This window comes from Pseudomonas sp. P1_F1_2, from assembly GCF_056405815.1.
On record NZ_JBFUBK010000061.1, the window covers coordinates 13,142 to 39,112 of the forward strand.

Here is a 25,971-nt window from a genome sequence, read left to right on the forward strand (position 1 = left end):
GCTCCTACAGTGGTTTTGTGAGCACTGTAGGAGCCGGGCTTGCCCCGCGTTGTGGCGCTATAATTCACCACCCAGTTTCATACGACCGTCGAAATTGTTCCCACCCCCGGCATGCATCTGTTAAAAACCGTCCTTTCCTGCCCACTTTCCGGACGCCGCATGTTGTCGAGTTTGATGAATCGCTTTCGCCGACGCTGGCTGCCGCTGCTGTGCATGGCCCTAGTGATCGTTGGCCTGCCAGTGAGTTGCGGCGTGCTCAAGTACAAAGAGCGCGAGCTGTTGTTTCGCATCGAACCGGGCACGGCAGGCTGGTATCGCGGCTTGCCGAGCGATGTCCAGGAGTTCGACATCAAACCCGCCAGTTTCAAGGCCGGGCAAAACCTGCATGCGTGGTGGTGGCCGGCCGCACGCCGTGATGCACCGTCGATCCTCTACCTGCACGGAGTGCGCTGGAACCTTACGGGCCAGGCGTTTCGCATCGAGCAATTGCGCGCCATGGGCTATTCAGTGCTGGCCATCGATTACCGTGGATTTGGCCAGAGCAAAGGTGATTTACCGTCCGAAGCCAGTGTCTACGAAGACGCCCGCGTTGCCTGGGAGCGTTTCACCCAGATGCAACCAGACGCCAATAAGCGCCTGATCTACGGCCACTCCCTGGGCGGCGCAGTGGCCATAGACCTCGCGGCAGACCTGGCCGCACAAGCAAAAAAACAACACGCCGAGGTGCCGGTGCGCGGCCTGGTGATCGAGTCCACGTTCACTTCGCTGGGCGATGCCGTGGCCCAAGTGGCCGACAGCAACCTGCCGGTGAACTGGCTGCCGGTGCGTTGGCTGGTGTCGCAGAAATTCGATTCCATCGACAAGATTGTCGACATCAACATGCCGCTGCTGGTGGTCCATGGCCTGGCCGATGCGTTCATGCCGTCGCGCTTCAGCCAGCAATTGTTCAACGCCGCCAATGAACCCAAGCGCCTGCTGCTGGTGCCCGGCGGGACGCACAACAACAGCATGAGTCTGGGCGGTACGCAATATCGCCAAGCCATCGAGCGCTTGATGAAAACCAAACCAACGCAAGTGGCCGGGCCTAGCGGTAACCCCGGGCTTGCAGGTTGAATAGCTGCGCGTAGCGCCCACCGGCGTTCACCAGCGTGTCGTGATCGCCACGTTCGAGGATGGTCCCCTGGTCCAGCACGATGATGTGATCGGCGTTACGCACGCTGGAAAACCGGTGGGAAATCAGCAACGTCATCCGGTCTTCGGTGTGCTCGCTGAAATGCTCGAACACCGCCGCTTCCGCTGCCGGGTCGAGGGCTGATGTCGGCTCGTCGAGTATCAGGATGTCGGCGTCGCGACGCATGTAGGCGCGCGATAGCGCGATCTTTTGCCACTGCCCGCCGGACAGCTCCTGCCCACCGGCAAACCAGCGTCCCAACTGCGTGGCATACCCTCGATCCAGACGCTCGATGAACGGCGCGGCCATGCCCTGCGCCGCTGCGTCTTGCCAGCGCTGTTCATCGTTGAACGCCAGCGTGTCGCCGACGCCGATGTTTTCGCCGACCGAGAATTGGTAGCGGATGTAATCCTGAAAAATCACCCCGATGCGCTGGCGCAGCGCGTCCTCTTTCCATGCCTGCAAGTCGCTGCCGTCGAGCAGGATTCGGCCCTGATCGGGCCGATACAGGCGGGTCAGCAATTTGATCAGCGTAGTCTTGCCCGACCCGTTCTCCCCCACCAGCGCCAGACTGCGCCCAGGAACCAGGTGCAGGTCGATGCCTTCCAGCGCCGCACGACTCGCCCCCGGATAACGGAAGCCGACGCTCTCGAAACGCAGACCATCGCCGGGCACGGCGCCCTCGGTGAGATACCCGGAATCGGCAACCACCGGTTCGGCCAGGTATTCATAAAGGCTGGACAGGTACAGACCGTCTTCATACAGACCGCTGATGGCGCTCAAACTGCTGCTGACCGCGGTTTGCCCCTGTTTGAACAACACCAGGTACATGGTCATTTGCCCCAGGCTGATGTTGCCGTGAACGGCATCGACCACCACCCACGCATAGGCCAGGTAAAACGCCGCTGTACCGAGCAGGCCGAGGACAAATCCCCAGCTATCACGACGCAACGTCAAGCGACGGTCTTCGGCGTAGAGACGGGCAAACGTGTCGCGGTAACGCTGCAACAACAGCGGCGCGAAGCCGAACAGTTTGACCTCTTTGATATAGCCCTCGTGGGAGAGCAGCGTCTCAATGTAAGTCTGCTGCCGACTCTCGGGCGCCCGACGCGTGAACAGCCGAAAAGCATCCCCGGAAAAATGCGCTTCGGCGAAGAACACCGGTAATGCACCCACCACCAACAGCACCAGCGCCCACGGTGAAAAGTGCACCAGCAACACGCCAAAGCTGATCAGCACAATCAGGTTCTGGATCAGCCCCAACGACTTCATCACCAGCGCCAGCGGCCGCGTCGAAGCCTCGCGCCGCACCCGTACCAGCTTGTCGTAAAACTCGGAGTTCTCGAACTGCACCAACGACAACGTCTGGGCTTTCTCCAGAATCATCGTGTTGACCTTCTGCCCCAACTGCACGCGTAACAGCGACTGCTGAACCGACAATGCCCGTTGAGTCGCCGACAACAACGCCAACACCCCCGCCTCCATCAGTACATAACGCACCACCGGCCATAACGGCGCACTGCCCTGCTGCGCATGCAACTGCATCGCGTGGACCACCGCGTCGACAATGCGCTGTCCCAGCCATGCGGCCAGCGCCGGGAGTACGCCGGCGATCAGGGTGGCGAGGACCAGGCCCAGGAATAGACCGCGAGAGGTGCCCCAGACCAGCAGCAGAGCGCGTCGGGCCTGGTCGAGTAAGGTGGTGAGGCGGTCAACAGCAAGGTTCAATCCGGACACTCCACCTGAAACCGCGCCCGATACCGCCCCGGACTCTCCCCCGTCCATTTCTTGAACGCCCGATGGAACGCGCTCGGTTCCTGAAAGCCCAGCTGTTCGGCGATGTCGCTGATGCTCGCGCGGCTCTCACGCAACTGCTCGAAGGCAACGCCACGGCGCACTTCATCCTTGATCTCTTGATACGAGCACCCTTCGCGCTCCAGTTTGCGGCGAAAGGTGCTGGGGCTCAGGTGTTGTTCGAGGGCGAAGGCCTGCAAGGTCGGCCATTGGCTGTAATGGCTGTTGCGCAGGCGCTGGTGGACTTGCGAGGCAAGGCCATGCTGGTTGCGGAAACGGATCACCAGCCATTGCGGGGCCGTGCGCAGAAAGACTTTGAGTGAAGCCAGGTCCTGCACCACCGGCAGGCGCAGGTAGTGGCTGGCGAATTCGATTTCGGTGCGCTCGGCGCCGAAGGTCAGGTTGGGGCCCCACAACAAACGGTCGTCGCTGAGGGACACGCGCTCGTGACGAAAGTCCGCGCGGTCGATGGGGATGCGCCGCCCGCCCAGCCAGCACAACAGGCTGATCATCAGCACCAGGAACGTCTCTTCGCCAAAACGGCTGACGTCGTCGTTTTGCGCGTGGGTGTCGAGGCTGATGATCGCGCGCTTGCCGCGCACGGTCAGCGTGCCACGAAAGTCGCGCAGGAACAGGGCGAAATTGGCCAGGCACTGGCGCATGGCTTTGTGCAGGTCGGGTTCCTGAATCAAGGCGCGACAGATCAAGGCGAAACTGCCCGGCGGCATGCCATGGGAGTCGAGGCGGAAAAACTCGTCGTCCAACTCACGGATCTGAATCAGCCACAGCGCGGCAAACGCGCTGGCCGGCACCCGCGCCGTAGGCTGATCCATCAACGCCGGGTCGATACCGGCCTGTTCCAACGCTGCGTTCAGGCGCTGTGGATGCTGCGCCAGCGCATGGATCATTGCCTGCACGAAATAAACCGCGACCGAGTCCTTTTCCCGCATGTGAACGTTTCGCTCCCTATCACTTGAAATGGCAAAAAACACCAGCACCGTTGAACAGTTGCGGCATAGGACAACCGACCTGCCGGTTCTAGACTCGCGGCCAATAGTACGCCTTCGACCGTAGCAACGGCCAAGGTATCGCAAGGTTTGACCGTAAGGACGGGAACATGAATCTGCAAAACATTGGGGTGATCGGCGCGGGCACCATGGGCAACGGGATTGCGCAGGTCTGTGCGCTGGCCGGTTTCAACGTGACCCTGATCGATATTTCCGAGAGTGCCCTGCAAAAGGCCCTGGCGACCGTCGGCAAAAACCTTGATCGTCAGGTCGCCAAGGAAACGCTGAGCCAGGAGCAGAAACTCGCCGCCCTCGACAAGATTCGCACCAGCACCGATTACGCCAGCCTGCAGAACGCGCAACTGGTGATCGAAGCGGCCACCGAAAACCTCGACTTGAAATTGCGCGTGCTGCAACAAATTGCCGCGCAGGTCAGTGCCGAGTGCGTGATTGCCTCCAACACGTCGTCGCTGTCGATTACTCAACTGGCCGCCAGCGTCAGCCAACCTGAGCGCTTCATCGGCCTGCATTTCTTCAACCCGGTGCCGGTGATGGGCCTGATTGAAGTGATTCGCGGCCTGCAAACCAGCGATGCCACGCATGCGCTGGCCCTGGACATGGCGACCACCCTGGGCAAAACCGCGATCACCGCCGGCAACCGCCCGGGCTTCGTGGTCAACCGGATTCTGGTGCCGATGATCAACGAAGCCGTTCTGGTGCTTCAGGAAGGCCTGGCCAGTGCCGAGGATATCGACGCCGGCATGCGCCTGGGCTGCAACCAGCCAATCGGCCCGCTGGCCCTGGCGGACCTGATCGGTCTGGATACCCTGCTGGCCATCATGGAAGCCTTCTACGACGGCTTTAACGACAGCAAATACCGCCCTGCTCCGTTGCTCAAGGAAATGGTTGCCGCCGGCTATCTGGGGCGCAAGACAGGACGTGGCTTCCATGCCTATGCCTGAGCGTTGCTCGCGCTTTGCCGAATACCGGGACACCGTGCTGGAGTTGTTCGCCAGCAAGGGTTTCGGTCAGGTCGGCATGCGTGAGCTGGCGACGTGCCTGGGGCTCTCCCCAGGCTCGTTGTACCACCATTACCCGAGCAAGCAGCACTTGCTGCTCGACTTGATCGAAGAGTTCTACGAAGAGCTGCTGTCGACCCTGGACCGCCTCGATCAAAAGGGCTCGGCGAAACGCGACAAGCTGCAGCTGCTGATCCGCGCGCATTTGAATTTGCACCGGGAAATGCCCTGGCATTTTCGCCTGGCGGAACGAGACAGCGGTTGCCTCAATGACGAGCAACAGGCGCGAGTCCGGCAATTGCGCGAACAATACGAACATCGGTTGCTGCTGATGCTCGGCAGCAAAACCCGGGTCGGCGAACAGGCGCAACGTGCCACAGCGCACGCCATCGCCAACTTGCTCAACAGTGCCCCCGGTTGGCTGATGCAACATCCGCTGAATGACCATGAGCGCGATGAAATGCTGGAAAACCTGGTGAGCGGCGCCATCGAACGCTTGCTGCGGCCTTCGGCGCCACGCGCAGTGGCCTGAAAACCTGACGCAATGTCTGGTCGCGCATACCCGAAGCCATAAAACGCCGCGTTTCAATAGAAAAAACGTCTAAACGAATTTTGCCAAACCCGCCCTCTAACGCTTTGCTGTTTGTGTTCAATCACTGCGGGGCCGGCACTGAGTCCGCCACCCTCCGCCTCCTTCCGTGACCGGGAGTAAAACATGAAAATCAATCCTTACCTGATCTTCAATGGCAACTGCAAAGCAGCCTTCACTTTCTATGCGCAAAGCCTGCCCGGCGAAATCGAAGCCATGTTGACGTTCGGTGAAACACCGGCCGGCGAACACGTGCCGACAGACCTCCACGACCTGATCCTTCACACCCGCCTGGTGGTTGGCGATCAGGCGATCATGGGCTCGGACACCACCCCGGACCGGCCCACGGAGGACATGAGCGGGTGTTCCATCTCATTGAATGTCGACAGCATCGCTGAAGCGGAACGCGTCTTCGCTGCCTTGTCGGAAGACGGCAACGTGCAGATGCCGCTGGAAAAGACATTCTGGGCGGCGCGTTTCGGCATGCTGGTGGATCGCTTCGGTGTGTCGTGGATGGTCAATTGCGAGAAAGACCAGTGAGACGACAAGGCATCAGAAAGCGCGGCCGGTAGCGGTTTGGCTTTCTGGCATCTCCCGGACCGTCTGCTACCGTCAACTAGCCACGTGGCAACGGATTGTTCGGAGGAAAGCCGCTATGCCTGCCCCAGTCACCCCCTGGTCCACCCGCTGCAAAATGACGTTGCTGGCGGGCGGCCTTGTCGGCGCCCTGCTGGCGCTCAACGGTTGCGCCACGATTGATGCCCAAACCACCGCGTATGTCGGTGTGGAACATCCCGCGCCGACACTGGCCGCCGAAGTGGTGGTGCTGCGTGCTGCGCCCGCTCGCCCGTTTGTTCGATTGGGTGAAGTATTGATCGATGCCAGCATCGACCCTGCCCCGCCGATCACCCAAGTCGAAGAAAAACTGAAAGAAGAAACCGCCAAGCTCGGTGGTGATGCCGTGGTGGTGGTTTATGACCAGATCGGGACGGTCGGCGCTTATGTCAGCGGACCGCTGTGGAGCCGCGACATTGAAACGATTCAGGGACGCAAACTCAAAGGCATCGTGATCAAGTACAAGTGATCTGGCGATCAGCCGAAGTGCTCAGCCCTTGACGCAGACCACCTGACGCAAGGTGTGCAGCACTTCGACCAGTTCGCGCTGGGCATGCATCACGTCGTCGATGTTCTTGTAGGCCATCGGAATCTCATCGATGACCGCAGCATCCTTGCGGCATTCCACGTGGGCGGTGGCGCGAATCTGATCGTCGACGGTGAACCGGTTTTTCGCCTGGGTGCGGCTCATGGTGCGGCCGGCACCGTGGCTGCAGGAACAGAATGATTGCTCGTTGCCGAGGCCGCGAACGATGAAGCTTTTCGCGCCCATCGACCCGGGAATAATCCCCAGCTCGCCCTTCTTCGCCGACACCGCCCCTTTGCGGGTCACCAGGATGTCCTCGCCGAAGTGCCGCTCTTTTTGCACGTAGTTGTGGTGACAGTTCACCGCTTCCAGCGCAGCCTCGAAAGGTTTTTTGATCACTTGCCGGGTCACCTGGATCACCGCGTGCATCATCAACGCGCGATTTTGCCTGGCGAAATCCTGTGCCCAGCCTACCGCTTCGACGTAGTCGTTGAAGTGCCGGCTGCCTTCCTTGAAGTACGCCAGGTCGCGGTCCGGCAGGTTGGCGAGGTGCTCGCGCATATCCGCCTGGGCCAGTTGAATGAACAGGTTGCCAATGGCGTTGCCGACACCTCGGGAACCACTGTGCAACATGAACCAGACGCGGTCGGTTTCATCCAGGCACACCTCGATGAAGTGATTGCCGCTGCCCAATGTGCCCAAATGCCCACGGTTGTTGGTCTGGGCGAGCTTCGGGTACTTGTCGGTGATCGCCTTGAAGCGCGAGGCCAGTGCTGACCACGCCTGATCGGCCTGTTTCGGCACGTTGTCCCAGGCGCCTTTGTCGCGAGCGCCACGGCCACCGGTGCGGCCATGGGGCACCGCTTTCTCGATGGCGCAACGCAAACCATGCAGGTTGTCGGGTAAATCCCTGGCGGTCAGCGTCGTGCACGCGGCGATCATGCCGCAACCGATGTCCACACCGACCGCGGCCGGAATGATCGCGCCTTGAGTTGGAATGACGCTGCCGATGGTCGAGCCTTTGCCCAAATGCACGTCAGGCATGACCGCCAGATGCTTGAAGATGAACGGCATCCTGACGGTGTTGATCAGTTGCTGTTTGGCGGCGTCTTCAACCGGGACGCCTTCGGTCCAGAGCTTGATCGGTTTGCCGTGGGCGACGTCCAGCCGTTGGTAGGTCTGTTCTTGCATGATGTCCGGTTTGCTCTCAACTGCCTGCACCGCCATGTGCTTCCTCGAAGAAGTAGTCTTTCCAGCTATCAGCCTTGTTTTTCAGCACACCCAACGCCTGCAGTTTCTCGGCGTAGATATAGGTTCGCTGTGGCACCACGGTAAAGTCGATTTCCGGATCGGCGACGATTTTCTCAACCAATGGCAAGGATAGTTTCGATTGCTCCACGCGGATATAGGTCTGCGCGGCTGCGGGCTTGTCAGCCTTGATAATCTGTTCGGCCTCGGCCAGTGCGGCGTAAAACGCCTTGTAGGTTTTCGGGTTCTCGTCGTGGAATTTTTCAGTGGTGTACAGCACGTTAAACGTGGCCTGGCCACCCAATATGTCGTAGGAACTCAGCACTTTGTGCACGTTGGGGCTCTGCAATTCCTGGTACTGGAACGGCGGGCTGGAAAAATGCGCGTTGATTTCCGAACCGCCGGCGATCAGCGCCGCTGTCGCGTCCGGGTGGGCCAGGCTGATCGAAATGTCGTCAAATTTTTTGAAGTTGTCCGCGCCAAACTGTCTGGCCGTTTCAATCTGCAGGGTGCGCGACTGGAAACCGACACCCGCTGCCGGTACGGCGATGCGATCCTTTTCAGTGAAGTCTTCGAGCGTTTTAACCTGTGGATTATTGGTCAGCAGGTAGTTGGGCATCGACCCCAGCGAAGCGATCGCCTTGACGTTTTGTTTGCCCTTGGTCCGATCCCAGATCGTCAGCATCGGCGGGACACCCGCAGACACCACATCCAGCGCGCCAGCCAGCAGCGCCTCGTTCATCGCGGTGGCCCCGGAAATACTGCTCCAGTCGACCTTGATGTCGAGACCCTGCTCCTTGCCCTGTTTCTCGATGAGTTGCTGATCACGGACCACATCCAGAATCAGGTAACCGATACCAAATTGCTGGGCAATGCTGATGGTGCCTTCGGCCTGAACAACGGGGCTGAGTAACGCACTCATCGCCGCCACGGAAGTGGCCAATAAGGTCAACGTGGAGCGCTTGAAAAGTGTCGTCATGAAAACCTCGGGGTGACGGAAACGCCAATGCCGATAAGTTAAGGAATGACGCAATCCGTAGCAGCTGGCGAAGCCTGCTGCTACGAAGTGCGTGATGGCTGAACTGGCTGACGAATTCAGAGCTTGGCGATCGAGACCTCGGTGGATTTAACGAAGGCAATCACTTCGCTGCCCACTTGCAATTCAAGATCGCGCACCGAGCGTGTCGTAATCACTGAGGTGACGATTCCGGAGGCGGTTTGCACATCGATTTCGGACACCACTTCGCCTTGTACAATTTCCTTGATGACGCCTTTGAACTGGTTGCGGACGTTGATCGCTTTGATGGTCATGTTGAGGCTTCCTGTCTGATGTCGGGCACCTGCGTACGAAGGTGCAGGCCCTCAAAGTGCACCACCCGCACAAACAACAAAAGGAATAAATAATTATCTATTTATTCCTTTTTTGCATATCAAAACTGAAAACGCTCAGGGATGAATCCAGAATGAAAAGCGCCTGAATTTGCTGGCCGTCCACCAGACCACCCCGCCATAGCTGAAATTGTTGCTGCCTGCCTGACTCTGCAAAGGGGTCACCACCACGCCGTTTTTTCTCTGCGCGCGATGATCATCCGTTTCTGGAACGACCGCACAGATATGGCCCGATTGGTTCAAGTCAACTCGCTGACCTGAAATGAAACAGACACTTCCAGCGTTTGCAGCTTCTTGAACCTCATTGATATCGAATGATCGCGTCCAGCCAAAATCACTGCCGAACTCCTCAAACCAATTGTTCAAGCTGTTTGCACTTAACTCGCTCACAGTCTTTTCGTACTGCACCGCGACAGGATTGCCTTTGGCGAGTTCGGCAATGGCTTTGCGGGTCCACCAGACACGAGGCAGATAAACCCCGGCAAGGCAGCAAAAGTCGTAAGCGTAGATATTGCAGTAAGTTTCACTTTTTGACTTCGTATAGCGCGGGTTACTGGCCACCCCCAACCACTCGATGATGCGATGCAAGTCCCGGACTTTTTCCGTTGCACTGCCCTGCGCACGAGATGGCATACCGTTTTCGTTCAAGGGGAACGCCCGCCCCTCGGCTGCTGAGCGCAGTATTGGGTGTTTGGGTGTCAGGTGAGCAGGACTGATAGATGTAGCGGCAGGGAGATTGTCGGGGGCGCCTTCGGGCGCGAGGTATTGACTGTTTACATACCCCGTAACCGACACACCATTGAGCATCGTGCTGACCTGCCACCAGTCAGTTTGGGTACTGTGCACCCCCAGCTTCTCGACCTTTTGCCCTTGGGGCAAAGTAGCCAGTCGATTTTTCGGTGCAACACTCGGTTCGCTGCGTAAGTTGAGGGTACTGGCCGTCACTGTATACGAAGACATCGCTACCTCCTGTACCTGTTGGTCATTGGTCGGGGTGAGGTGAATTCAGTACGGGATCAATAACTCCACCCACAACTCATCGGGCGCATAACTTAACGTGACCGGGTTAGCCGGATCCGTCGGTGAGTTGGCGAAGGCCTTGATTTCGCTTGCAGGGTTTCCATCCCCGGAAACGATCCGCTGTCTGGTACGTTGCTGCAAGGCACTCAGGAGATCCGGGTAAGGCATATTCCAGTCATTGCCTTTCGCCACATCGGCGACCACCGGGATCATCGCCACCAACCTGGAATCATTCATCTTTTCCAATCCTGCGGCACGAGCAGTGGCGTTATGGCTGCAATGGTGGCCGACTTTGTAAAGCGTGACCCGAGCGAGGATGTCGTCTCGGGTCAGCGGCAGAGGCTTCCCTGACATAGCGTCTTTGGGGTAAGTCTGGTCGCCCCAGGACAGCCAGTTGCCCACCTGGGCATCGCCCGGAAAGAGCAGGATCTGGCCGTCCGGCAACTCGAACGCCAGGACCAGACTGGTGTTGTTGGTGTCCGAATCCATTTTCAGGGCCAGGGTTTCCGCGCCGTCCAGCCATTCGTCCTCAATGCAGCGCCATTGGTCAACGCTGCCAAAATAGCGCTGCTCGACGCTGCTCGACTCTTCATCCCCCCCGCCATGGGTATCCGTTTCATCTGCGACCCTGGAGAAAGGTCGCTGATAAGGCGGCGCGAAGGGTGAGTCGACATTGTCCGGAACCTCGCCTTTGAGTCGCAGCGTGCGTTCCTCCAGCGCCATGGCCTCATCCAGGCTGGTCATGTACACCTCTTTCCCCGCCCCCTTGCTCGGCAAATCCTTGCGCAAGCGCTCTTCGGATCGCGGTGGCCCCATGACATACGCCTTGAGCGCGTCGATGGCGGCGGGTCGCACAACATCACCGGGTTCCAGGTACCGGGTCACTTTCGATCCGGCCTTGTCCTTGAGCTTCTCGATGGTCGTGCGCTTGTCTTTTTCTTTACTGGCCGGCGGGTCGATGAAAGCCGACAGGCCGTGCACGGTTTTGATTCGTGCATCCTGGTGCAATGGGGTGCCACGCCCGCTAAGGCCGACGACACCCGCCAATGCCACTTTCGCCTTTTTGAAACGGGCGTGCAGTGCGACGGCCTGGGAATCATTCGAGTTCTCGGTCCAGGCCAGCCAGAGTTCACCGATGCGAAAATCATCACCAAAAAAGCGCGCTTGCTCATACAGGAAGCCGCTCGTGTGATCGTGATGCTCGTGGGTTACCACCACCAGGTCGAGCAAGCCGCCAGTGGTTTTTTGAAGGTCGTCGACAATACGCGTCATTGTCTGTTTGGCCCCCGTCACCCCTTGAAGCACACCGCAGTCGATCAAGATGTGGCGGGTGATCCCGGCGTCCAGATAGCGAAGCAGAAAGCAGTCGCCCAAAATCCCGCGGTACATGCGAATCGCCACCTTGCCCTGCAAATCTGCATTGGTCATGGCGTCAGACTCCACGGTGGGTCATGGCAAAGGGGTTATCGTCCGCGCGCGGTTCTCGATAAGTCATGGCCAGAGAGTCGTTGCCGGTTTGCAGGAAGCGCCTCTGGGCATCCAGACGTTCATCGTCATCGATGCGCTTGCGGATGACATAGCGCAGGGTRCCATCACGCAGGTCAATGATCAGTGTCGCGCCCCCTCGGAACGTGAAGTCATAGGAACGGCGATCATCCTTGCGCGGGGCTTGCTGATCTTCCTTGAGTTGTTGCGCGCTGTCGAAGTAACCGCGACGGCGCTGGGTAATTTCCACGACCAGTTGCCGAAGGTCCTGCCCGTCCGGCCCGGCCCTGCGACACGTGCGGACCGAATGCACCTCCACGGCAGGTTGAACACTATCCCATCCTACAAACAACGCCCCTTGCTTCTTGGTTGCGTCGGGATGGGCCATGAAGAAAATCCCCAAGACCTTCTCCCATTCAGCGTCATGGTCTGACTCTTCCATCAGCCAGTTCCACACCACTTGACGATTGTGCTCGGACTGGAGAAATGCATTGCCCCGCAGGTACTGCGGCGTTAAATCAAGTGAGCCACCTGGCCAATTGGATTTGGGCGGTGCCTGAAAGGCCAGCAGGTCATCGGCGGTCAGGGAAAGCTCTTCTGTCTGATAACCCTTCAATGATTCCCAGAGCAAACTGTCCGGCGCCAGTGATAAGCATTTGTCCGGAAAAATGCCGCGCCGACGGAACGCCTGGATAACTGCCAGGCGATAGTGCATGCGGTCGTCCGGTACAAGGTCGTTATCGGCGGTGACAATGGCCCGCAGAAACTCGCCGAAGTGCACATCCACGGGTGGCAAATAGTCCAACGCACGAATGCACATCCTCAGGACATGATCGGCAGCCTTCACAGCTTCGCGGGTCAGGCGTGCGATCAATTCGGTCGACAGGTTGGCCGTCGATGCCTTGTCATGCCCTGCCAGCCGAAAAAGATCGGTCGTACGTTGCTCGTAAATGGTGATGAATGCGTCGAACACAGCCGCAACCAGTATCGCGCCGCGTTCATGGGGCTCGCTCAATTGTGCAAGCCGCGTAGGGTCAGGCAAGCCGTCCTTGCCCTTTTCGTCGATTGCATCGCGCAATGCCGAGTAGCGCCCCGACGCCTCGCCGAACTGACGGGCCAGGCCGCTCAACCAGGAACGCTCGGTCAGATCCCCACGGCGCGCGGCCAACTGACTGGACACCACTTCCGGCAACGTAAAATGCATCAACAGTGCAACGATGTCGGCGAAGGCTTCATGAAACGCCAGGCTATCAACGCTGGTGGATTCGATGTATCGACGGTGCAAGCCATCCAGAATGGCGTGCGTGGTTTCATGCGCGACAATATCGTGGGACAACGCCGTGAATATCCAGCCACCCGGCAAGTTCACCCCGGCGTTGCTCAGTGAGGCCTTGAAGTAACCGAACAACAACGCCTTTTTTGCCGGGCTGTAGTAGGCATTCGCTTCGCGTAAGGCGTGAGGATAAATACGTAACCGGCGGACATAGCCGTAGGTCAGCTTCTTTGTCCGCTTATCCTCGATAGCTCTGGGTGACCAGAACACTTTGCGCCCCAGTGCCCGCTCGAACAATTTGATGGTTTTCATCGCAACGGCGAAGACCATTTGCTGATGGAAACGCGGGTCGCCCTCCGAAGGCGCGATGCCATCCTGGGCCAACACATGCGGGTCATTCAAGTTAACCGGTTTGTAGAACTGGCCGCTGGTAGGATCGACATCAATGACCTCCAGGTACTCGTTCACCGGCCCCGGCAAGATATCGGGTTCCCAACGCTGCTCCCATGGCAATTCGATGGTGGCGTGGTTGATCCGCACCGTGTCCATTTGAGTCGAGGCTTGTGGGTCGAATGCATACACCCGCAGTTTGCGCATGGCCGGTGGTGCGTAGTCGGACTTGTCCACCCTCGATCTCCTTGTCTGACTAACCGTATAAATTCAACAACGCGAGAAACTGCCAACCGGGAATAGAGCCATAACTCGATATTAGTGGCCGGGCTTCGGATCAGCCATTGGCAATTGACTACCAGTCAAGAGCGCTTAGTGATTGATGTCAAAGAAAGGTATATGAAATTTCGCTATGTGTTCTATTACCAGCAAATTATTGAAAAGCAAGTGATAAGTTACCTTTACACCGACGTTTATATCCCTGCGCATAATTTGCTAATTCACCACTTGCGATTATATTTTCATCAGCGTTCGCATGAACCGGGTTAGCGCTCGATGCTGCATGAGTCCCCCTCAACTAAGAAGGAGCAGTATCGATGTGGCCCACCCACTTAACAGCAACGAACTTCAAGTATCACTGGCTGTCGGCAATCGTCTTGTCATTGCTCGCATGGCTGGCGATCGCCATGCCCGCAAAGGCTGAAGTCGCCCGCTTGTTTGTACAACCCGGCGCCACGATCATCGTGGCGCAAGGCAACGAAGAGATCAAAATTGAGGGCACAGCACCTGCAGGTGCACGGGTACTCACCACAGGCACACCCAGCAATTACTGGGTTCTGATCTATACCGCCGCGAACCCGCCTCCTTCAACAGGCGAAGTGCCCATCACTTTTAAGCAAGGCGAAACGTCAAAAACCAACCTGTTCGAAATTACCAATACTCCGACTGCGCAAGACCCCGCATTGATCGGCAAGACAACGCGGCTTCTTTTTGCAATGCTCATATTGGCAGTGATACTCGAATCGGCATTCGCCGTGGTGTTCAACTGGCGAGTCTTCCTGGAGTTCTTTGATGGACGCGGCGTTCGCACGGTCGTGATGTTTCTTGCTGCTTATCTCATCATTAAAAGTTTCAATATCGACTTCGTTGCCGACCTGATGAACATCTATATTTCGCAGGTAACATCCAGTTTTGAAACACGATTCCTGACGGCACTCGTACTTGCCGGTGGTAGTGCAAGCGTCAACTCACTGATGGTCGCCCTGAACTTGCGACAAAATCGCAAGGCTGAAAACATCGCGCCGAAGCCGCCAAAGACCAAGGCTTGGGTCGCCTTGAAAGTACACCGGAATCTTGCGGAAAGAATCGTGGAAATTACACAACAATCAACACCGGTGGTCGATGGCACCACGCCTCAACGATTAATGGGTGTGATTCGTCAACAAAACGTCTTGCAACGTCTCGCGAAGTACTTTTGGCGTGATGTCGAGYGCGTGCCGATGACTGCCGGCATCGAGGTTGATCCGGGTTTTGAATACACATTCATCATTCGCGGCGTAAACGAGCACGATGAAGTCATTTATTGCGATGCTTCCGGGGTGTTGCTGAAGAAAAAGGAAGAGAAAGAGGAGTACATCCCCACTCCCCGCTCCTATGTATTTGCCGCAGGTGCCATCGTTGATTTTGAGGTCACTCTTTGATGGTGCGAGACAGGGTAGTAAGGCCTCGTTTGCAGCCGCGTCGGGGCAAGTTACCGAGTGTTTACAACCATTCGTCGCATAGGGAAACCTGGCGCTCAACGCGCCAGAGTTCTGGCTTGGGGTTTGCAAAGGCCGATCTGGCATCCCAGAAACGACGTAATTCTGACGCAACGGCCATCCAATTAACGCTTAAGGACCCCAGCGAAACGCTTGGTGAGTCACCGGAGATTTAACGTGTCAACCCTCAGTGAAATCGCAGCGAACCACGCGAGAATGGCAAAAGCACAGGCAGTAGAGTCGATCGCGGTGAGTGAGCGGCACGTTCAAATTGTGGGGAGCTTCGAAGTCCCCTCCCTGGAAGAACAACCTCACATTCCAATGCACTTGATTGCTGGCGCTCAGGACAATCATCTCGGACAGGCACCTGGTTACTCGCTCTGACAGTGATTGTTTGGCGAAGAGTGGCACCAACCGGTTGGTGACCACTCCGCGCGCCCTCACCTTTGCCTGCCACTGCCCAGGGAGTCGGGCCACTCAATCCAGTCGCGCGACCTTGTTTTCACCGCTGTCCCAACCACCGCCCAACGATTTGTAGATAGCGACGATCCCTCGATACTGTTCAGTCTCACCCAGCGCCTGAGCATCCTCGGCATTGAGTCGCTCGCGCTGTGCATCCAGCAAAACCAGGTAGTCCACCGTCCCTTCCTGGTACTGGATCGCCGCCAGGTCCGCCGCTGCACGGCTCGACTCGCTTTGCTTGATCAACGAGAGCAAGCGTTGTTGGCGTTTGCCATAGTCGCTGAACGCATTTTCAGATTCTTCCAGCGCCAGCAGCACTTGCTGCTCATAAGTGGCCAAGGCGCCTTCTGCGTTGGCATTGGCACCGCGAATGCGCGCTCGCACACTGCCCAGATCAAAGGCCGCCCAGGTAATGCTCGGGCCCAGTCCCCATGCCCGGGCGGCACTGGAACCTATTTGCGAACCGCGACTCGCGGTGAAACCGAGAAACCCGCTCAAGCTGACTCGAGGGAACAAATCGGCGGTGGCCACGCCGATATCCGCCGTGGCGGACGCCAGTCTGCGCTCGGCGGCAAGGACATCAGGACGCCGGCGCAACAACTCGGCGGGATTGCCAATCGGCAGTGCTTTGGCGATCGCTGGCAAGTCGGCCGGCTCCAACGACACGCTCAATGTATCCGGGCGCTCGCCCAAGAGCGTGGCGATGCGGTTTTTCTGCCGCACCTGCTCCGCTTGCAGTTGCGGCACCGTCGCCTCGACAGCAGCCAACCGGGCATCGGCACGCACCACGTCGAGTTCATTGCCCACCCCGGCATCACGCAGGCTGACTGTCACAGTGCGCGAGTCTTGCTGATTTTTGAGGTTGGCCAAGGCTATTTTTTCCCGCAGTTGCGCGCCCCGTAACTGCCCATAGGCATCGACCAACTCGGCAATCATGGTCACGCGAAGTTGATACAGGTCGGCGGCCACGGCGTCTTCCTGAGCGTCGCTGGACTCCAGTTGACGCTGGATCCGGCCAAACAGATCGACTTCCCACGCCATGTCCAGGCCCAGGTCATAACGCTCGGTATTGACGCGGTTTTCGGTCTGCCCTGGCACTTGTGCCTTGCCCTGATGGCTGCTCACGCGGCTGGTGACGACCGGCAAGTTGTCGTTGCTGATGTCATCACGAATCGCACGGGCTGCTTTCCAGCGAGCGAAAGCGACCCGCAGATTGCGGTTGCCCTCAAGGGACTTGCTCACCAGTTGGTTGAGTGTGGGGTCGTCAAACTGACGCCACCACACCGTCTCAACATGAGTTTGATCATAGTTGCTGGTCTGTGCCGAGACGACATTCGCAGGTGCCGTGTCAGGTGTTTTGTAATCGGGGCCAACCGTGCAGGCGGCGAGCGCAGCGACCAGAAGACCGGGTAAAAAAAGCGTTGAAGCATTCATCAGTGTGCCTCCGAATTCGAAGCGTTTGCCGGGTGGACATGGGTGACTTGGCGCGCTTTTTTGCGCTCGATGTAGCGACGAATCAGGACAAAGAAAACCGGGGTCAGCAGCAATCCGAAGAACGTCACACCGAGCATCCCGGAGAACACCGCCACCCCCATGGCCCGGCGCATTTCCGAACCGGCACCGGTGGACGTCACCAGCGGGATCACCCCCATGATGAACGCGAACGAGGTCATCAGAATCGGCCGCAGACGCATGCGGCAAGCATCCAGGACAGCCTCCAACGGCGACATGCCTTGCTCTTGTCTGTCCTTGGCGAACTCGACAATCAGAATCGCGTTCTTGCAGGCCAGGCCTACCAGTACGATCAAGCCGATCTGGGTGAAGATGTTGTTGTCGCCCTTGGAAATGATCACCCCGGCAATCGCCGACAGCAGGGTCATCGGGACGATCAGGATCACCGCCAGCGGCAGGCTCCAGCTTTCATACAACGCAGCCAGTACCAGGAACGCCAACAGCACGCAGAGCGGGAACACCAGCAGCGCCGTATTGCCCGACAAAATCTGCTGGAAGGTCAGGTCGGTCCACTCGTAGGTCATGCCATTGGGCAGTTCTTCCTTGAGCAGCTTTTCAATCGCGGCTTGCGCCTGACCGGAGCTGTAGCCAGGGGCTGCGCTGCCGTTGATTTCCGCGGTGACGAAACCGTTGTAGTGCGAGACCCGATCCGGCCCGGACGTCGGGCTGACGTTGACGAAAGTGGCCAACGGGATCATCTCGCCGCGGTCATTGCGCACTTTCAGCTGACCGATTTGCTCGGGTTCCTGACGGAACTGCTGCTCGGCCTGAACGTTGACCTGATAGGTACGACCGAAACGGTTGAAGTCGTTGGCATACAGCGACCCGAGATAGACCTGCAACGTATCGAAAATTTCACTGATCGCGACGCCGTGGGTCTTGGCTTTTTCTCGGTCGATGGCCGCCTCGACTTGCGGCACATTGACCGTGTAGCTGGTGAACAGGTTGGCCAGCTCCGGCACGCTGCGACTCTTGGTGATGATGTTCATGGTTTCTTTGTACAGCTCGTCATAACCCAGGTTGCCCCGGTCTTCGATCTGCAGGCGGAACCCGCCAATAGTGCCCAGGCCTTGAACCGGTGGTGGCGGAAACACCGCAATGTAAGCGTCCTGGATGCTGCCGAACTTGGCGTTCAATGAAGCAGAAATCGCCCCGGCAGACAGGCTCGGATCCTTGCGTTCATCGAAGGGCCGCAAGCCGATGAACGCGATACCGGCGTTGGGGCTGTTGGTGAAACCGTTGATCGACAAACCCGGGAAGGCCACGGCGCTGTCGAAACCCGGCTCGTTCATCGCGATGGTGCTCATGCGACGGATCACCGACTCGGTGCGATCAAGGCTGGCCGCGTCTGGCAATTGCGCAAAGGTCACCAGGTATTTTTTATCCTGGGTCGGCACGAAACCGGTCGGGGTCGTGCTGAAGCCCAAGTACGTCATCGCGATCAGTCCGGCGTAAACCAGCAAGGCCACACTGCTGCCGCGGATGATTTTGGCCACGGCAACCACATAGCCGTGACTGGCCTTGTCGAAGAACCGGTTGAACGGTTTGAACAACCAGCCACCGAGCACACGATCCAGCACCCGGGAGAAACGGTCTTTTGGCGCGCCGTGGGCCTTGAGCAGGACCGCAGCCAATGCGGGCGACAAGGTCAGGGAGTTGAACGCCGAGATCACCGTCGAAATGGCAATGGTCAACGCGAACTGTTTATAGAACTGTCCGGTCAAGCCGGAAATAAACGCTGCCGGTACGAACACCGCGCACAACACCAAGGCCGTGGCGATGATCGGCCCCGTCACCTCGCCCATGGCTTTTTTGGTCGCCTCGATCGGTTCAAGCCCCGACTCGATGTTGCGCTCGACGTTCTCCACCACCACGATCGCATCGTCGACGACGATCCCGATGGCCAGTACCAGACCGAACAGCGACAGGGCGTTGAGCGAGAATCCGAGCAAGTGCATCACGGCGAATGTGCCGATCAACGACACCGGTACCGCGACCAGTGGAATGATCGAGGCGCGCCAGGTTTGCAGGAACAGAACCACCACCAGCACCACGAGGATCAGTGCTTCAAACAGGGTATGAACCACGGCTTCAATCGAGCTGCGCACGAAGATGGTCGGGTCGTAGACGATCTCGTAGTCCATGCCTTCCGGGAAGTTTTTCTTCAACTCGGCCATCTTCGCCCGCACCTGGTCGGAGATGTCGATGGCATTGGAGCCCGGGCGCTGGAAGATCGGCATCGCCACCGCTTCCTGGTTGTTGAGGAAGGCGCGCAACGCGTATTGGTTGGAACCAAGCTCGACCCGGGCGATGTCTTTGAGGCGAGTAATTTCACCGTTACTGCCCGCGCGGACGATGACGTTTTCGAACTCTTCTTCGGTGACCAACCGACCCTGAGAGTTGATCGACATCTGGAAACTTGTGGCATTGGGCGCGGGCGGTGACCCCAGTTGCCCGGCCGCGACCTGACGGTTCTGCTCGCGTACCGCGTTGACCACATCGATAGCGGTGAGATTGCGCGACGAGGTTTTCTGAGGGTCAAGCCAGATTCGCAGCGAGTAGTCGCCGATACCGAACATCTTCACGTCACCAATACCGTCCAGGCGCGCCAGCTCATCCTTGACGTTGAGGATCGCGTAATTGGACAGGTAGAGCATGTCGTAGCGCTTGTCCGGCGAGACCAGATGCACCAGCAAAGTCAGCTCGGGAGAAGCCTTGTCGACCGTGATACCGATGCGTGTGACTTCCTCGGGCAGCTTGGGTTCGGTGCGGGTCACACGGTTTTGTACCTGGACCTGAGCATTGTCCAGGTCAGTGCCCAGTGCGAACGTCACAGTGAGCGTCAGTCTGCCGTCAGCGGTGGACTGCGAGGACATGTACAGCATGTTCTCGACGCCGGTGATGGCTTGTTCGAGCGGCGCCGCAACAGTTTCACCGATGACCTTGGGGTTGGCCCCCGGGTAGTTGGCATGCACGACCACCGTCGGCGGCACCACTTCGGGGTATTCGCTGATCGGTAGCTGGAACAGCGAGATCACCCCGGCGATCAGGATCAGCAGCGACAGCACCGCCGCGAAGATCGGCCGCGTGATAAAGAACTGAGAGAATTTCATGGCGGTGTTCTCTTATCCGCGAGGGGAAACGGACGCATCCGTTTTCACCAGCGCCGGTGATTTGTCTGAGATCGAGGACGGAGCGGCAGGTTGATTGCCGGCCTCGATGGCCTGACGTTGACGGTTCAGGGTCGCGACGGTTTCCGCATCGGCCATCGGCGCATCCTGCGGGGCGACCACAGCGCCAGGGCGAACCCGTTGCAGGCCGTTGATGACGATGCGGTCCTCTTTCTGCAAGCCGCTGCGCACGATGCGCAAACCTTCGAGCTTCGGCCCAAGATCGACGCTGCGGTACACGGCCTTGTTGTCCTGATCGATCACCAGCACGAACTTCTTGCCCAGGTCGGTGCCCACCGCTTCGTCCTTGATCAGCAGGCCGGCATAGGCTGCGCTGCCCACCAGCTTCAACCGGGCATACAAGCCCGGGGTGTATTGGCCGTCAGCATTGTCGAACACCGCGCGACCACGAATGGTGCCGGTCTTGGGATTGACCCGGTTGTCGACGAAGCTCATTTGTCCGAGGTGGCTGTTACCCTCCTCGTTCGACAGGCCCATGTACACGGGGGTGGTTTGACTGCGTTGCCCTTGGCGCGAGAGCTGGCTGTATTTGAGGAACAAGCGTTCGTCTGCATCGAAATAGGCATAGACCTTGTCGGTGGAGACCACGCTGGTCAGGGGTGTGGTGTCGGCTGTCACGATGTTGCCAGCGGTGATTTCCGCACGGCTGACACGGCCGGAAATCGGGGCGGTGACGCGGGTGAAACTGAGGTTCAGGCGTGCAAGGTCCAACTGCGCCTGAATGGCATCGACACCGGCCTTGGCTTCTTGCGCGGTGGTGGTGCGGGTGTCAGCCAGCTCGGCGGAAATGGCGTTGCTGCTCAACAGACGCTGACCACGCTGCGCTTCATTACCGGTGCGAACCAGCGTGGCGCGAGCCTGTTGCAGCTGCGCTTCGATACGATGGACTTCGTGTTCGAACGGACGCGGGTCAATCTGGAACAGCAAATCGCCTTTCTTCACCAGCACACCGTCGGTAAAGGCAACACGTTCGATCTGACCGGAAACCCGTGGGCGGACCTCAACGGTTTCCGGTGCTTCCAGCCGGGCAGTCACTTCATCCCATTCAGTGATGGGTTGCTCAAGCACTTTGGCGACGGTGACGTGCGGCGCTCCCGGAGCCTGAGCGGCGTTGGGTGTTCGATCACACGCGGTGAGGACCGTCAGAGCCAACACAGCAAGGGGATAACGCAAAGGTTTCAGTGACTGTTCCATGGGGGGTGTCCGCCAGACGGTTTAGGAATTTCCGGATTCTCGACCTCGCGCGAGGTATCGACGAATTGAACGGAGTGAAGTTGGGTATCAACTTAAATGATGGTCGTCATGTTTAAGGGCAAAAAAGAGACTTACCCCGGTTCAAGCCTTGTTATTCGCCAGCGCATGACACACAGAATCCAGCGCTGGCCCCAGCGTCTGCGCCGCACACAACGCCCGCGCGGTGGGCACCATGGTGCGTCCCTGACGCTCAAACAACGGGTCGTTGAACAGCCTTCGCAATCTCACCAGGGACCCGCTGACCGCCGGTTGTCCGAGCGAAAGTTTCTTCGCGGCACGGCTGACACTGCGCTCCTGCATGAGCGCTTCGAAAACCACCAGCAGATTCAAATCGATACTGCGAAGATCATTACGTTGCATAGATCAGCCCACGTAGAGTGTTGTGGCATGAGCCACCGGCTCGGGAGTCGCCAGACATTCGCCGACACCGACAAAGCCATTGCGGCGATCTTATATGACGAACATAATAAATAACAACATCTCAGCGACACGTGGCCTTGGCAAGGCCCGTTCGGCGACAGGAGCCGTTCATGAAAGTCACGAAAGACCAGGCAGCAGCCAACAAAGAGGCGATCCTCACTGCCGCGTCCCGCTTGTACCGGGAAAAAGGCATCGACGGGATCGGCATCGGCGAACTGTCGCGTTCAGTCGGCCTGACCCACGGCGGCTTCTACGGACAGTTTCCAGGGGGCAAGGAACAGCTGGCTTCAGAAGCCGTCAGCCGCACGTTCGAGTCCAACATCCAGGATTGGCAAAACGCTAAATCCATCCCGGCGCTGATTGAGGGCTACCTGACGCAAAGCCACATGGACAACTGGACCGAAGGCTGCCCCATCCCCGCACTGGCCGCTGACGTCGCCCGAACCGGCGGCACGGTCAGCAGCTCGTTCACCAAAGGTGTTGAGCGCTTGATCGAAACGCTGATGGTGCTTGTCGAAGGCGAAAACAATGAGGAGAAGTACAAGGAATCGCTGCGAATCCTGGCATCGATAGCCGGCGCAATGCTCATTGCCAGGGCCCTGGATAAACCTGAGTTGTCGCAGCAGTTTTTGCAGTCGGTTGTTAGTGCTTGGTCTGCCCCTGCGCCAGAAAAAGAGGATTCATTGCTTGCAGGGCATCGCTGAATTTTCCGACGCCATCGCGAGCAGGCTCGCTCCCACATTGGAATGCGATCAACTGTGGAGCCTGCTCGCGAAGAGGCCAGATCAGGCAGCCCGATTGTTGAGCCTGATCCTCAATTTCTAAACCTCAGAGGTCCGTGCACGCAATCGCCGCCCCACTACATCCAGCACATCACAGCCATCGCGCAATGGAATGGCGCAGAGCAACGCGAAGTCGCTGAGGATGAAGGATTCGCACTCAACCGAACCTCGCATCGAAATGTTCTCCAGCACCTGCGTGACGGCGCGAATTCGATAGTTGGCGGCTTCGTATAAAACATCGAGCGGCGCGTGGGTATCGACGAACAGCGTGGGCATGTCGGTGCAGTTGCCGGTGAGGGCCATGAAGCGGTTGTCGGGGTGGGGGATTGGTTTTTCGTAGGGTGGGTCGGGTGTCAGAGTTTTCATCGATTTAAGTCCTAACGTATGGATAGAAGCCGCCAAAAATCACTTCCACGCAATAGGTGGCAGCTGTACGCAGGTGTGGAAGACCGGGACGTTGGCACCCGGCGCACTCGAAAGCGCCCCGCGCACAGCCACCATAAAAAACAGACGATAAAACACGCCGAACTGGTGGCGCGTGACGCGCCTAACGATAGAAGGGCTTCCACACCCTGTCACTGAATTTGCAGCGACAGGTGAAAGACTATCGATGAGGGCCGACCTGCACCAGTTCATGGAAATCGATACGAGTTGAAGGAAACTTCCGACGAGCTTGCCCAGAAATTTCGCAATTGCCATCAGAAAGACACGTCTATTCGATCCACCTGAATTTTTACAAATTGTCCGTTCAGATGAGGATGGTCGTAGTGAATGTCCTGATCCGAAAAATCAACGAAAGATCGAAACACGCTCCCATCCAAATACCCATAAAGCGCGCATGAAAATCCGTTACCTATCATTTCTATGAGTGTAGGGAGTGGCTCCTCTGCCGCAGCGACAACATCGTTGTCGGGAAGTACCAACTCGAACTCCACTTGATAGGTCTCACCCACTTCAATCTTTGATGGGCAATAGCTTGCGAAGCATTTAACTTCTAAACCTTTCACGAGTAATAAGACCTCCTCCTCAACCACTCGGCCTATTGCCAGCACCATCGCTTCATATTTCTTAGTCATTCGCCGGCCTCACTACTTTATCGCGAGCATCACCATTTATAGTTTTCCAGAATTCCTTTCCACTTTTTGTGTGTAACGTCGTAATTTCCTGCTTATCGTTTGTGCCGACAAAAGCGAATTTTGCCTCGCCTTTTCGATTATTACCTATCAACTGTAAATACCCCGCTCGAATTTCGCCTTTGTATACGTACTCCACACGGGTGCCATGATTCACAACGTCACGGGCTATAAGTAAATATTCTTCCTTGCTCATAGCCTTAAATTCTGCGCCATGCTTTCATAGTGCCCAATCAGCTTTTCTTCATCAGCAAAGTTTTGAGGGCGTGTTTTTGGCTTAGGTAACTTGGACTCACCCTCATCAACCCTAGCGCCAGTCGTATCATCCGGCGCCCCACACCCAGATTTATTCGGCGGCGGGCAGTTCCCGCTCAACCCCAACGGATCAACCCACCCCGTCGGATTCGGCGTGTACTGGTACTGGTTCAGCCCACCCGCCAACTTGATCGGGTCCGGCGTCAGGTACCGTCCAACATCCGGATCATAGTACCGATGCCGGTTGTAGTGCAGGCCGCTCTCGGCGTCGAAGTATTGCCCCTGAAACCGTAGCGGCTGCTCAAGCTGCTCGCCTCCGCCGAACGCCAGGCGCGTGACTTTGCCGTAGGCGTTGTACTTCGCCGACCAGACGATTTCGCCGCCAAAATCGGTCAGTTCCTGCGGCGTGCCGAGGTGGTCGAGTTGGTAGTAGAACGGGCAGGCCTTGTGTGGGCCTTTGCCGTCGAGCATCGCCAGCGGGCGGAAGCTGCCGGGTTCGTAGATGTAGCTGCGGTAGTGTTCGCGGCTGCTTTCCGCGATGAGGTTATCGCCTTGCCAGAAGAATTCGGTGGTGTGGCCGTCGACGGTTTTGGCGATGCGGCGGCCGAAGGCGTCGTAGCGGTAACTTGAGTTGCGTCCGTCCGGGGTGGTGACGCCGATGAGCCGGTGCTGGCAGTCGTAGCGGTAGTCGGTGACGAGTTTCTGTGCGGTGCCGCGACGTGCGCGGATCAGGTTGCCGAAGGCGTCGTAATCGTAGTGGCGGTCGCCTTGCAGGAGCAGGCGATTGCCCTGCACTTTGGCGGCGCCGGGTCGGTCCTGCATCAGCAGGTTGCCGGCCGGGTCGTGGGCGAAGCTTTCCGGTSGGTCGTCGCGRGTGTGGCGSACGCSSGTCAGGCGGTTGAGCGGGTCGTAKKKGTARTTGCGCTGGCCGTGGCGGGTGTCGGCAATGCTGTCGAGATTGCCGTTGGCGCTGTAGGCAWAATCGCGTCGATACAGCGATTTCTGCCGTTGGCTGACAGCGTGAGCCTGCAAACGACCCTGATCGTCGTAGGCATATTCGCTGAGCAACTGGCCTTGCTGGCGACGCTGCTCGCGACCGAAGGCAAACTGATGGCTGGTGAGCCGCGTGTCGTTGAGGTCGACGGCGGTCARCGTACCGCCCTTGGCGTGGTGGTAGTCGAGTTTGCTGTTGTCMGGCAGGCGCAGGCGCGTGAGCAGGCCGCAGGCGTCGTAGGCATAACGCAGCGTGCCCCAGCCCTGATGTTCGGTGATCAGCCGGTCCTGTCGGTCGTACTCGAATTCCAGCGGGTGGTCGTGGCCGTCGTCGACGCTAATCAGCCGACCGAGACGGTCGTAGCGGTAGGCGACCTGAATGCCGTCGGGCAGCGTTTTGACCAGCAAGCGCCCGGCCGCATCCCGTTCATACGCGGTAACGAGCTGCGAACCATCAGCACCGAACTCGGTTTTCTCCAGCAGATGCCCGTTGAGGTCGTAGGCGTACGCGGTGCGTTGGCCGTCGAAGCCGGTTTCCTGTCGGATCAGGCCGCTGGGCGTGTAGTCCAGCTGATATTTTTCACCGGATTCGTTCTCGATTTCCGTGAGTAACAGCTGCGCGTTGTCGTAGCGATATTTCAGCTGAGTGCCATCGGCGTTGAGACGGCGGCTGACCAGGTGCAGAT

At 58.2% G+C, this 25,971-nt stretch carries 24 protein-coding genes; 8 read left to right on the forward strand and 16 right to left on the reverse strand.

Annotation, left to right across the window (positions count from 1 at the left end):
• Positions 1-159 precede the first annotated feature (159 nt).
• Positions 160-1,113, forward strand: coding sequence for an alpha/beta hydrolase (locus AC1D2P_RS18575; RefSeq protein ID WP_223523690.1), 954 nt, complete (start codon positions 160-162; stop codon positions 1,111-1,113).
• Here AC1D2P_RS18575 and AC1D2P_RS18580 read toward each other — a convergent pair.
• Positions 1,085-2,899 carry an ABC transporter ATP-binding protein gene (locus AC1D2P_RS18580; protein WP_223523688.1) on the reverse strand — a complete coding sequence of 605 codons (1,815 nt, stop codon included), beginning with the start codon at positions 2,897-2,899 and terminating at the stop codon, positions 1,085-1,087. The two genes, AC1D2P_RS18575 and AC1D2P_RS18580, sit on opposite strands and share 29 nt — an antisense overlap.
• Positions 2,896-3,915, reverse strand: coding sequence for an AraC family transcriptional regulator (locus AC1D2P_RS18585; RefSeq protein WP_477758533.1), 1,020 nt, complete (start codon positions 3,913-3,915; stop codon positions 2,896-2,898). Before AC1D2P_RS18585 ends, AC1D2P_RS18580 begins: the two co-directional genes overlap by 4 nt.
• Before the next feature lie 167 nt (positions 3,916-4,082).
• On the opposite strand from AC1D2P_RS18585, the gene AC1D2P_RS18590 reads away from it, so the two are divergent.
• From AC1D2P_RS18590 to AC1D2P_RS18605, 4 genes are all read left to right on the forward strand, one after another.
• Entirely contained in the window at positions 4,083-4,934 is an 852-nt protein-coding gene (locus tag AC1D2P_RS18590) for a 3-hydroxybutyryl-CoA dehydrogenase (RefSeq protein WP_077430407.1), read from the forward strand.
• Complete coding sequence (locus AC1D2P_RS18595) at positions 4,921-5,523, forward strand: TetR/AcrR family transcriptional regulator (protein ID WP_077430408.1); 603 nt, start codon at positions 4,921-4,923, stop codon at positions 5,521-5,523. The genes AC1D2P_RS18590 and AC1D2P_RS18595 overlap by 14 nt, the downstream gene beginning before the upstream one ends.
• 183 nt (positions 5,524-5,706) lie before the next feature.
• Positions 5,707-6,120: a VOC family protein gene (locus AC1D2P_RS18600; protein WP_046028011.1), complete on the forward strand. Its 414-nt coding sequence runs from the start codon at positions 5,707-5,709 to the stop codon at positions 6,118-6,120.
• 115 nt (positions 6,121-6,235) lie between these two features.
• Positions 6,236-6,664 carry a hypothetical protein gene (locus AC1D2P_RS18605; protein ID WP_046028012.1) on the forward strand — a complete coding sequence of 143 codons (429 nt, stop codon included), beginning with the start codon at positions 6,236-6,238 and terminating at the stop codon, positions 6,662-6,664.
• A gap of 21 nt (positions 6,665-6,685) precedes the next feature.
• On the opposite strand, the gene AC1D2P_RS18610 is transcribed toward AC1D2P_RS18605, so the two are convergent.
• The 6 genes from AC1D2P_RS18610 to AC1D2P_RS18635 all read right to left on the reverse strand — a co-directional run bounded on the left by AC1D2P_RS18610 (position 6,686) and on the right by AC1D2P_RS18635 (position 13,763).
• Positions 6,686-7,912 (reverse strand): RtcB family protein, encoded by a 1,227-nt coding sequence (locus AC1D2P_RS18610; RefSeq protein ID WP_477758541.1) that lies wholly within the window; start codon positions 7,910-7,912, stop codon positions 6,686-6,688.
• Positions 7,913-7,928: 16 nt separating this feature from the next.
• Positions 7,929-8,948: an ABC transporter substrate-binding protein gene (locus tag AC1D2P_RS18615; RefSeq protein ID WP_109788142.1), complete on the reverse strand. Its 1,020-nt coding sequence runs from the start codon at positions 8,946-8,948 to the stop codon at positions 7,929-7,931.
• A gap of 116 nt (positions 8,949-9,064) precedes the next feature.
• Positions 9,065-9,280 carry a TOBE domain-containing protein gene (locus AC1D2P_RS18620; protein WP_046028014.1) on the reverse strand — a complete coding sequence of 72 codons (216 nt, stop codon included), beginning with the start codon at positions 9,278-9,280 and terminating at the stop codon, positions 9,065-9,067.
• 135 nt (positions 9,281-9,415) lie between these two features.
• Positions 9,416-10,318: an SH3 domain-containing protein gene (locus AC1D2P_RS18625; protein WP_077430410.1), complete on the reverse strand. Its 903-nt coding sequence runs from the start codon at positions 10,316-10,318 to the stop codon at positions 9,416-9,418.
• Positions 10,319-10,363: 45 nt separating this feature from the next.
• Entirely contained in the window at positions 10,364-11,806 is a 1,443-nt protein-coding gene (locus AC1D2P_RS18630) for an MBL fold metallo-hydrolase (RefSeq protein ID WP_223523684.1), read from the reverse strand.
• A 4-nt stretch (positions 11,807-11,810) separates the two neighbouring features.
• Positions 11,811-13,763, reverse strand: coding sequence for a hypothetical protein (locus tag AC1D2P_RS18635; protein WP_477758534.1), 1,953 nt, complete (start codon positions 13,761-13,763; stop codon positions 11,811-11,813).
• A gap of 359 nt (positions 13,764-14,122) precedes the next feature.
• Between AC1D2P_RS18635 and AC1D2P_RS18640 the strand changes: the two genes are divergently transcribed.
• Both AC1D2P_RS18640 and AC1D2P_RS18645 read left to right on the forward strand, forming a co-directional pair.
• On the forward strand, positions 14,123-15,226 hold the full coding sequence (locus AC1D2P_RS18640; protein ID WP_477811538.1) for a hypothetical protein: 1,104 nt from the start codon (positions 14,123-14,125) through the stop codon (positions 15,224-15,226).
• 234 nt (positions 15,227-15,460) lie between these two features.
• A complete protein-coding gene (locus tag AC1D2P_RS18645; protein WP_046028017.1) occupies positions 15,461-15,667 on the forward strand; it encodes a hypothetical protein in 207 nt (68 codons plus the stop codon).
• A 93-nt stretch (positions 15,668-15,760) separates the two neighbouring features.
• On the opposite strand, the gene AC1D2P_RS18650 is transcribed toward AC1D2P_RS18645, so the two are convergent.
• The 4 genes from AC1D2P_RS18650 to AC1D2P_RS18665 all read right to left on the reverse strand — a co-directional run bounded on the left by AC1D2P_RS18650 (position 15,761) and on the right by AC1D2P_RS18665 (position 22,062).
• Complete coding sequence (locus tag AC1D2P_RS18650; RefSeq protein WP_477758536.1) at positions 15,761-17,179, reverse strand: efflux transporter outer membrane subunit; 1,419 nt, start codon at positions 17,177-17,179, stop codon at positions 15,761-15,763.
• Positions 17,179-20,370 carry an efflux RND transporter permease subunit gene (locus AC1D2P_RS18655; RefSeq protein ID WP_477758537.1) on the reverse strand — a complete coding sequence of 1,064 codons (3,192 nt, stop codon included), beginning with the start codon at positions 20,368-20,370 and terminating at the stop codon, positions 17,179-17,181. Before AC1D2P_RS18655 ends, AC1D2P_RS18650 begins: the two co-directional genes overlap by 1 nt.
• A 12-nt stretch (positions 20,371-20,382) precedes the next feature.
• Entirely contained in the window at positions 20,383-21,642 is a 1,260-nt protein-coding gene (mexE, locus tag AC1D2P_RS18660; protein ID WP_223523678.1) for a multidrug efflux RND transporter periplasmic adaptor subunit MexE, read from the reverse strand.
• A 141-nt stretch (positions 21,643-21,783) separates the two neighbouring features.
• The gene (locus AC1D2P_RS18665; protein ID WP_477758538.1) at positions 21,784-22,062 is read right to left on the reverse strand and encodes a LysR family transcriptional regulator; all 279 of its coding nucleotides are present in this window, start codon (positions 22,060-22,062) and stop codon (positions 21,784-21,786) included.
• A 170-nt stretch (positions 22,063-22,232) separates the two neighbouring features.
• Between AC1D2P_RS18665 and AC1D2P_RS18670 the strand changes: the two genes are divergently transcribed.
• Positions 22,233-22,826 (forward strand): TetR/AcrR family transcriptional regulator, encoded by a 594-nt coding sequence (locus AC1D2P_RS18670; RefSeq protein ID WP_223523676.1) that lies wholly within the window; start codon positions 22,233-22,235, stop codon positions 22,824-22,826.
• Between the two features lie 117 nt (positions 22,827-22,943).
• On the opposite strand, the gene AC1D2P_RS18675 is transcribed toward AC1D2P_RS18670, so the two are convergent.
• From AC1D2P_RS18675 to AC1D2P_RS18690, 4 genes are all read right to left on the reverse strand, one after another.
• Positions 22,944-23,270, reverse strand: a complete 327-nt coding sequence (locus AC1D2P_RS18675; RefSeq protein WP_109788133.1) for a hypothetical protein — start codon at positions 23,268-23,270, stop codon at positions 22,944-22,946.
• Between the two features lie 332 nt (positions 23,271-23,602).
• Positions 23,603-23,980 carry a hypothetical protein gene (locus tag AC1D2P_RS18680; RefSeq protein ID WP_223523675.1) on the reverse strand — a complete coding sequence of 126 codons (378 nt, stop codon included), beginning with the start codon at positions 23,978-23,980 and terminating at the stop codon, positions 23,603-23,605.
• A complete protein-coding gene (locus tag AC1D2P_RS18685; RefSeq protein WP_477758539.1) occupies positions 23,973-24,233 on the reverse strand; it encodes a hypothetical protein in 261 nt (86 codons plus the stop codon). The genes AC1D2P_RS18680 and AC1D2P_RS18685 overlap by 8 nt, the downstream gene beginning before the upstream one ends.
• Positions 24,230-25,971 (reverse strand): RHS repeat-associated core domain-containing protein (locus AC1D2P_RS18690; RefSeq protein ID WP_477811539.1); only part of this gene is annotated, 1,742 nt, incomplete at its 5' end. The genes AC1D2P_RS18690 and AC1D2P_RS18685, both read right to left, overlap by 4 nt.

Excerpts from the sequence above, each read along its gene's own strand:
- AC1D2P_RS18575 (WP_223523690.1), top strand. The coding sequence starts at position 160 with ATGTTGTCGAGTTTGATGAATCGCTTTCGCCGACGCTGGCTGCCGCTG.
- AC1D2P_RS18585 (WP_477758533.1), bottom strand. The coding sequence starts at position 3,915 with ATGCGGGAAAAGGACTCGGTCGCGGTTTATTTCGTGCAGGCAATGATC.
- AC1D2P_RS18590 (WP_077430407.1), top strand. The coding sequence starts at position 4,083 with ATGAATCTGCAAAACATTGGGGTGATCGGCGCGGGCACCATGGGCAAC.
- AC1D2P_RS18595 (WP_077430408.1), top strand. The coding sequence starts at position 4,921 with ATGCCTATGCCTGAGCGTTGCTCGCGCTTTGCCGAATACCGGGACACC.
- AC1D2P_RS18600 (WP_046028011.1), top strand. The coding sequence starts at position 5,707 with ATGAAAATCAATCCTTACCTGATCTTCAATGGCAACTGCAAAGCAGCC.
- AC1D2P_RS18605 (WP_046028012.1), top strand. The coding sequence starts at position 6,236 with ATGCCTGCCCCAGTCACCCCCTGGTCCACCCGCTGCAAAATGACGTTG.
- AC1D2P_RS18610 (WP_477758541.1), bottom strand. The coding sequence starts at position 7,912 with ATGCAAGAACAGACCTACCAACGGCTGGACGTCGCCCACGGCAAACCG.
- AC1D2P_RS18615 (WP_109788142.1), bottom strand. The coding sequence starts at position 8,948 with ATGACGACACTTTTCAAGCGCTCCACGTTGACCTTATTGGCCACTTCC.
- AC1D2P_RS18620 (WP_046028014.1), bottom strand. The coding sequence starts at position 9,280 with ATGACCATCAAAGCGATCAACGTCCGCAACCAGTTCAAAGGCGTCATC.
- AC1D2P_RS18625 (WP_077430410.1), bottom strand. The coding sequence starts at position 10,318 with ATGTCTTCGTATACAGTGACGGCCAGTACCCTCAACTTACGCAGCGAA.
- AC1D2P_RS18630 (WP_223523684.1), bottom strand. The coding sequence starts at position 11,806 with ATGACCAATGCAGATTTGCAGGGCAAGGTGGCGATTCGCATGTACCGC.
- AC1D2P_RS18650 (WP_477758536.1), bottom strand. The coding sequence starts at position 17,179 with ATGAATGCTTCAACGCTTTTTTTACCCGGTCTTCTGGTCGCTGCGCTC.
- AC1D2P_RS18655 (WP_477758537.1), bottom strand. The coding sequence starts at position 20,370 with ATGAAATTCTCTCAGTTCTTTATCACGCGGCCGATCTTCGCGGCGGTG.
- mexE (WP_223523678.1), bottom strand. The coding sequence starts at position 21,642 with ATGGAACAGTCACTGAAACCTTTGCGTTATCCCCTTGCTGTGTTGGCT.
- AC1D2P_RS18665 (WP_477758538.1), bottom strand. The coding sequence starts at position 22,062 with ATGCAACGTAATGATCTTCGCAGTATCGATTTGAATCTGCTGGTGGTT.
- AC1D2P_RS18670 (WP_223523676.1), top strand. The coding sequence starts at position 22,233 with ATGAAAGTCACGAAAGACCAGGCAGCAGCCAACAAAGAGGCGATCCTC.
- AC1D2P_RS18675 (WP_109788133.1), bottom strand. The coding sequence starts at position 23,270 with ATGAAAACTCTGACACCCGACCCACCCTACGAAAAACCAATCCCCCAC.
- AC1D2P_RS18680 (WP_223523675.1), bottom strand. The coding sequence starts at position 23,980 with ATGACTAAGAAATATGAAGCGATGGTGCTGGCAATAGGCCGAGTGGTT.
- AC1D2P_RS18685 (WP_477758539.1), bottom strand. The coding sequence starts at position 24,233 with ATGAGCAAGGAAGAATATTTACTTATAGCCCGTGACGTTGTGAATCAT.